At 43.6% G+C, this 6,700-nt stretch carries 6 protein-coding genes; all 6 read right to left on the minus strand.

Annotated features, from left to right (window positions below):
- Window positions 1-34: 34 nt before the first annotated feature.
- The 6 genes from B4113_RS14600 to B4113_RS20160 all read right to left on the minus strand — a co-directional run bounded on the left by B4113_RS14600 (window position 35) and on the right by B4113_RS20160 (window position 6,297).
- The gene (locus tag B4113_RS14600; RefSeq protein ID WP_061912606.1) at window positions 35-1,483 is read right to left on the minus strand and encodes a LutB/LldF family L-lactate oxidation iron-sulfur protein; all 1,449 of its coding nucleotides are present in this window, start codon (window positions 1,481-1,483) and stop codon (window positions 35-37) included.
- Window positions 1,422-2,219: a (Fe-S)-binding protein gene (locus tag B4113_RS14605; RefSeq protein WP_082799321.1), complete on the minus strand. Its 798-nt coding sequence runs from the start codon at window positions 2,217-2,219 to the stop codon at window positions 1,422-1,424. Before B4113_RS14605 ends, B4113_RS14600 begins: the two co-directional genes overlap by 62 nt.
- Before the next feature lie 887 nt (window positions 2,220-3,106).
- A complete protein-coding gene (locus B4113_RS14610; RefSeq protein WP_082799322.1) occupies window positions 3,107-3,706 on the minus strand; it encodes a response regulator in 600 nt (199 codons plus the stop codon).
- A complete protein-coding gene (locus B4113_RS14615; RefSeq protein WP_235598021.1) occupies window positions 3,678-5,630 on the minus strand; it encodes an ATP-binding protein in 1,953 nt (650 codons plus the stop codon). The genes B4113_RS14610 and B4113_RS14615 overlap by 29 nt, the downstream gene beginning before the upstream one ends.
- 142 nt (window positions 5,631-5,772) lie before the next feature.
- On the minus strand, window positions 5,773-6,126 hold the full coding sequence (locus B4113_RS14620) for a hypothetical protein (protein WP_061912608.1): 354 nt from the start codon (window positions 6,124-6,126) through the stop codon (window positions 5,773-5,775).
- A 6-nt stretch (window positions 6,127-6,132) separates the two neighbouring features.
- The gene (locus B4113_RS20160; RefSeq protein ID WP_172418758.1) at window positions 6,133-6,297 is read right to left on the minus strand and encodes a hypothetical protein; all 165 of its coding nucleotides are present in this window, start codon (window positions 6,295-6,297) and stop codon (window positions 6,133-6,135) included.
- Between the last annotated feature and the right edge of the window lie 403 nt (window positions 6,298-6,700).

Consider the following 6,700-nt stretch of genomic DNA (forward strand, 5'->3'; position numbering starts at 1 on the left):
CACCCCTGCATCATACCAAGAGGGCTTTTTTTGATCAAGTCCCCGGAAAAGCTCCTAACGGGAATGCTCCTTTTTGACGATTGCGAAACCAGTCCCGGAACCGCTCTTTGCTTGGCGCCGGAAATTCGCGGCTTTCCGTCCACGCTTTCAGCGGGCCGGGGCCTTTTCTGATGCGCCCGTCTTCGGCAAACGGGGCGAAGGCGCTTGGCGCCAACTTCGTGCCGAACCGGTACAATGACGGCGAGGCGGTCCCGAGGCGAAACGCCTTCATCGCCAGTTTTTCCGCGACCGGCGCTTTTCCTTCCTGCTCGACGATGATTTGGCGATGTTTGATGAGCAGCTCATGAAGCGGAATTTTCACCGGACATGCCTCCGTGCAGGCCGCGCAAAGGGAGGATGCGTACGGAAGCTCCTTGTAGTCGTCGTAGCCGCCTAAGAGCGGCGACAAGACCGCACCGATCGGGCCGGAGTAAATCGAGCCGTACGAATGGCCGCCGATATGACGGTACACGGGGCAGACGTTGACACAGGCCGCGCAGCGGATGCATTGCAGCACCGGCTGAAACTCCGTGCCTAAAATCGATGAGCGCCCGTTGTCGACGATGACGAGATGGAACTCTTCCGGTCCGTCAGCGTCCCCTTCGTCGCGCGGACCGGTGAGGACGGTGATGTAGCTCGTCAATTTTTGTCCGACGGCGCTGCGTGTCAACATGCTCACAAGCACTTCCATTTCTTCAAATGTCGGAACGATCCGCTCCATGCCCATGACCGTAATTTGGGTTTTCGGCAGCGCGGTCACTAAGTCGGCGTTGCCTTCGTTTGTCACGAGCGTGATCGAGCCTGATTCGGCGATGGCGAAGTTGCAGCCGGTGATGCCGATGTCAGCCGTCAAATAGTCGCGCCGCAGCGTTTCGCGGGCATGGCGGGCAAGTTCAACCGGATCGGACGATTTCGTATAGCCAAGCTTGCGGCGGAAGACGTCGCGAATTTGCTCTTTGTTTTTATGGAGCGCCGGGCCGACGATATGCGACGGCGGGTCATGATCGTCCATCTGCAAAATGTACTCTCCAAGGTCGGTTTCGACAACGTCACAGCCGATGGCTTCAAGCACCGGGTTTAAATTGATTTCCTCGGTCACCATTGATTTGGATTTGACGATTTTTTTCGCCTGTTTTTCCAAAGCGATGCGGCGGATGTAGTCGTTCGCTTCTTCGGCCGTCCGGGCGAAAAAGACGTGGCCGCCCCGGTTGGCAACGTTTTCACTAAGCTGCATTAAATAATAATCCAAGTTTTCGAGCGTATGTTTTCGGATTTGTTCAGCGAGCGAGCGCCACTCCTCCCAATGGCCGAGCTCTTCAATGACGCCAAGCCGCCGCACATAGCCGCGGTCTTGCATGCCGGCGACCGCCCCGCGCATAAAATTATTTTGCAAGTTTTCCTCGACCCGTTTCCAAAACGGCCCGTTTTCGATTTTCATCGGCATTGTCGTTTCCCTCCTTTTCGCTATGCTGATTTAACACTTCGGCGATATGCATGACGCGAATCGGTTTGCCGAGCCGCTCGATGCGTCCGCCGATGTTTAGTAAACAGCCGCAATCGGCGCCGATCACGTAGTCGGCATCCACTTCGTCGATATGGGCGATTTTTTCATCTACCATTTGTTCGGAAATCGGACCCATTTTGACGGAAAACGTGCCGCCAAACCCGCAACATTGATGAGCGTTCGGCAGCGGAACAAGCTCAAGCCCTTCGACATGTTCTAATAAGCGGAGCGGCGCTTCTTTGACGCCAAGGAGCCTTGTCATGTGACAGGACGTATGGTACGTCGCCCGTCCGGGGAGCGAGGCGCCGACATCCTCGACGTTCAGCACGTCAACGAGAAATTGGGTCAGCTCGTACGTTTTCGCCGCTAGGCGCTTCGCTTCGTCTTCCCATTCCGGATCGCCGCGGAAGAGGTGCGGGTATTCTTTTACCATGGCCGCGCATGAGCCGGATGGGGTGACGACATAGTCGGCATCGGCGAACGCGCGCATCATTTGTTTCATCGCCTCTTTCGCTTCTTGGACATAGCCGCTGTTATACGCCGGCTGTCCGCAGCACGTTTGCGCCTCGGGAAAATCAATCTCACAGCCGAGCCGCTCGAGCAGTTCGACGGTCGCTTTGCCGGCCTCCGTATAAAAGAGATCGATCAAGCAGGTAACGAATAACGAGACTTTCAACGGTTCTCCCTCCCGTGTACCGAGTTTAATGAACAGGTCATCTGATGACTATATGTCTATTATAAAATGTTTTTTTCCGATTCGTAGCCCTTTTTTGAAAAAAAAACACTCATGAATAAGTCTTGTTTCCCCCTAGGAGACCGGTGATTTAAGGGGGCAAGCCGCTTATCAAGACCGTTTCTCAAATCGAAAAGCCTTGTCGCATTAGGATTACCTTTCAAACGATCCCCCATTGCTCAAAAGAAACAACCGTTTTTCACCGACCTTCTAGCATGAAATGATGAATTCAGACGACACATTTTCACAGAAAGTCCCATGAGCAGCGCAATCTGCCCTTCACTTCGGGATGCAAACGCGCGCCGGTGCAGCATGTTCACGGAAAGTTCCGTGGGCAGCGTTTTGTCCTCCACCCGTGGATGGAAAATCCGCGCCAGTCCTGCATTTTCACGGAAAGCAATAACCCATTTACGTTAACTTATCAACGGAAGAAGTCTCCCGCTTCTAAACAATGAAAAGGGGAGGTGAATTCCGGTAGCGTAGCTGAAAGTTGTCTTTTTTTGCTATTAATCAGTCTGAGCCCAACAATCGTCGTTGTTCTTTATCGATTGACATAGCCGTTTTAGAAAGGAGAGAGGGTGTCCAAAATCAATGAGACACCCTTTTTTCTACTATATATACTCATTAATCGAATCTGTAATTCTATATCTAGAAGGTTGGTGATTTAGGGCAAAATACTGCTGATTCCATTCTTTTATCAATTAGAGAAACCTTGTAGAATCAGCTTTGTTTTCTGAATGAAAACGCCGCCGCTTCGTGTGTGACAGCGGTTTTTCACCGGCCTTCTAGTGTTTAGCTAGAGAACAGCTAGCCTTGTGAGTCAGTCCGTTCTACCCAATCAATCCTAGCTTTATTGCCTTCACAACCGCTCCGACCCGCGAATCAGCATCGAGCTTTCGCAAAATGGAAGACACATGATGTTCCACTGTTCTGCGGCTGATATGCAGCAATTCGCTAATTTCCGCATTTGTCTTATCTTCGGAAATGAGTTGGAGAATGTCCAATTCAGTTTTTGTAAGAGGAGAGTTGCAGTAGTCCAATCGATCAATTGGGAACGATTTAACCCCTAGATAAGTTTGCCGGATGGCATTGGCTAATTCAAAGACCGAACTTTCCTTAGTGACGAAGGCATAGGCGCCAGCTTCATAGGCGGCTTGAATGTATTCGTCATAATTATATCCGGATAAAATCACGACTTTGCAGGTAGGATATGTTTTAGAAATTTTTCTCACCCATTCAATCCCATTATCATTTTTCATCCTTATATCCATGACAATGACATTGGGGTTATGTTTTTTGATTTCTGTCTCTAAAAGTGCGGGATCACAAACGGTATTGACGACCTCCAAGTCGATTTCATTTTCTAACAATTTTTGGATGCCATGCATGACCAATAAATGGTCATCTACTAATAATACTTTGATTTTCATTGCCCCCACCTTCTTCAACTGTAATTGGCAAAGAAACGGAAATGCAAGTTCCAGCCCCCAGCTCTGAATGTATTGTCAGTGTCCCATTTAACTGATGAACCCGTTTTTGAATTGTAATTAAACCTAAGTGATTTGTCTGTGATAATTCTAATAAATGATCCGGCACCTTAAATCCGACGCCGTAATCCTTGACTTGTATATTTAGAAACTGTTTTGTTTCTTCAACAGTTACAACAATCTTTCTTGACGAAGAATGTTTGATGGCGTTATAAACTAATTCTTTAATGATCCGAAATGCTTGGATTGAGAGAAACGGCTGAATGATTTTTAGGTTCGCAATATAATTGACTTCAACAATCACGTTATAGTTCGTTTCGCATTTTCTCTTTAATGAAGAGAGACCTTGTTTGAGTCCTAAATCTTCCACCATAACAGGATATAGTTCATGGCACATCTCTCTGATTTCAAAAATATCGCGTTGAAGCAACCTTTTCATGTCCTCGAATAGTTTTTTATCTATATTTTTCTTTTGAATAAGCCACTCAAGCTTATTCAAAAGAAGAATTAAATGTTGTAATACCTCATCATGGAGAAAAGTTGATAGCTTCCTTTTTTCTTCTTCATGTTCATGAAGAAGGAGCCAGTGGGATTGCTCAGACATCCGTGATTCTTCTGTTATTTTCTTTAGTTGGTTCTCAATCTGTTGTAACGTTTTTGAGCTGGTGAATAATTCTATGGCATCCATTTGGATTTTTTTCATTAGTTTTTGTTCTTCGTTGTCAAAAACCGTCGCGTTTGTTTTTTCTCCAATCATCATCCAGCCGATTAATGCATCGTCTATAGTCATAGGATAGAAAAAGACGCTCTTTTCATTCATAGTCATTTTGGAAAAATAGCTGCTTTGACAAGCATAAGATAATAATTCACTATCGTGAAGATGAAGGAAGATTCCTGTTTTATGCAATACAGTAGGGCTGTGATCATGTTTCCACACGATGCATACTCCACTCACATCGATCGTTTTGTGTATTAAATCAGCAATGAGCTTAGCACAATATTCTAAATGTTTTCCGTTTAGCAACTCTTGAAGAATGGTGAGTTTTTCTTTTTGAATCTCCTCTTGTTTTCCATGCCATTTCCTCATTTGCAGCGGTTCGAGCCCTTTGTTGATTAGATCATAGACAATAAAAAGGCAAATGAGCAATGTGTTAACTAAGATACAGAATTTAAAGTGTATATCGTAAAATAACGACAATAATAGATTAAATATTGCTAAACAACAACCAATCATGAATAGACGGACCATCATTTTCTCTAATATTTCGCGAAAATCGATAATTTCCTGCCGGGTTAACAAATATGACAACGTCAGTGGAAACATGACTATACTGCCAAGGCTATAATGAAAAGGAGCGCCGGGCAGGGAAAAAAACGCATTTGGAATCAAGTTAAGAATAACAACGGGCGCAAACGATATCATGATGCTGCCAATTAAAAGATATATTTGATTTTTTATCTTATTCGAATTGGAACGAAGGTGTAAATAAAATAGGATTACGCAACCTAGCAGTGCTAGAATAATATTGGCTACAATACTTGGACGAACGATTGTGCTAATGATGACATGATGATGAATACCAATGAATAGATAACTGATCGTTATAAAGATGGCCATATATAACGTGAGAATGCGCACTTGGCGAAAAAAGTTCGGTTTTGCAGACGAAGGAAAATGCTCAAAAAATTTTAAAAGGATGTAAGGAGCAAATGAAATAAAAACGACCTCCAATTCTCTTGCTGGCTTTATATTTTCGCTGGAAGGGCTTGACAGAGCGATGGCCATTCCGCTAATAAACATAAGAGCCAAAAAATACTGAACGACAATCGAATTAGGTTTTTGCACATAGCTGTAAATGCCAGCCAATAAAAAGATCATTCCTATAAATATTGGAAAATAACGTTGCGGCGAAACATGTTCATTGTACATTTTTAGTAAAAAATAACAAATAATAAAAATAGAAATAAGGATTAGGCTAAAAGGAAGAACTTTTTTATTCATTCTATCCCTAACTTTCTAAATATCTTTTTAAGCGGGCTATTTGAATCTGCTTGTCGGGAAAATGAGTAGCTATTTGACGAAACGCCTTATCCATATAAATTTTCGAGAGAAGAATGAGAAGTTCAATAGCAGCAGCATGACTAATAATAGATTGTATGCAAGTGTCATCTTTCAAATGGAAGGAGGATACTTGCGCATAAAATCCCCCCCAGGAAAAATGTGTTTCATCAGTGCTAAATATTTTTCCCTTGCCGTGTAGCAGATGAAAAATATATTGAATGATTTCTTTTTCTAACATACAGTTAGTCAACAAGTGATTTTGCAAAAAAGTTCTGATGGCGCTTTTTTCAATCCTGTTCATCTAATCTTACACCCAAAGATTTCCTTCTTTTTTTGAACTGTCCTGAAGATATGCTGCGAGTGCTGAAAATTCTTGTGGACTTAAGCGTTCCTTTGCGAGTGCAAGTTCCGTTGCTCCAATGACATCTTTCTCAAGAAGTTCTTGAAGGACATCCCATAAATTTTGCTTCATAAACAAAGCCTCCCTCAATAAATGATTATGGTTCATCAAAATTTTATACTATATTACAACTTCTGTCATTATTTTCTCTAAAAATAGGTATTTTCCGCAATCAAAATTGCGGAAAATACGGATGTTTTTTCTTTTTTATTTTGATACAGTAAGGGTTGAGTCAGCAACATACCAACTTTTAAAAAGATAAAAGAGATCAAATCATCTGATATCATCTGTGATGTGTAAAAGCAAAATAAGCATGATTTTAGAAAACAAAACAACAGCATCAAATCGATTTGAAATGTTGAAACAGATAATTGTGCAAGGTATGTCAGAGACAAAGATTCTAGAAGCCCGGTGAAAAACCGCTGTCACACTCGAATCGGCGGCATTTTCATTCAGAAACGAAAGCTGATTCTAC

Source organism: Geobacillus sp. B4113_201601, assembly GCF_001587475.1.
GTDB lineage: Bacteria > Bacillota > Bacilli > Bacillales > Anoxybacillaceae > Geobacillus > Geobacillus icigianus.

Coding starts and splice junctions, on each gene's coding strand:
- B4113_RS14600 (WP_061912606.1), bottom strand. CDS start 1,483: ATGCCGATGAAAATCGAAAACGGGCCGTTTTGGAAACGGGTCGAGGAA.
- B4113_RS14610 (WP_082799322.1), bottom strand. CDS start 3,706: ATGAAAATCAAAGTATTATTAGTAGATGACCATTTATTGGTCATGCAT.
- B4113_RS14620 (WP_061912608.1), bottom strand. CDS start 6,126: ATGAACAGGATTGAAAAAAGCGCCATCAGAACTTTTTTGCAAAATCAC.
- B4113_RS20160 (WP_172418758.1), bottom strand. CDS start 6,297: ATGAAGCAAAATTTATGGGATGTCCTTCAAGAACTTCTTGAGAAAGAT.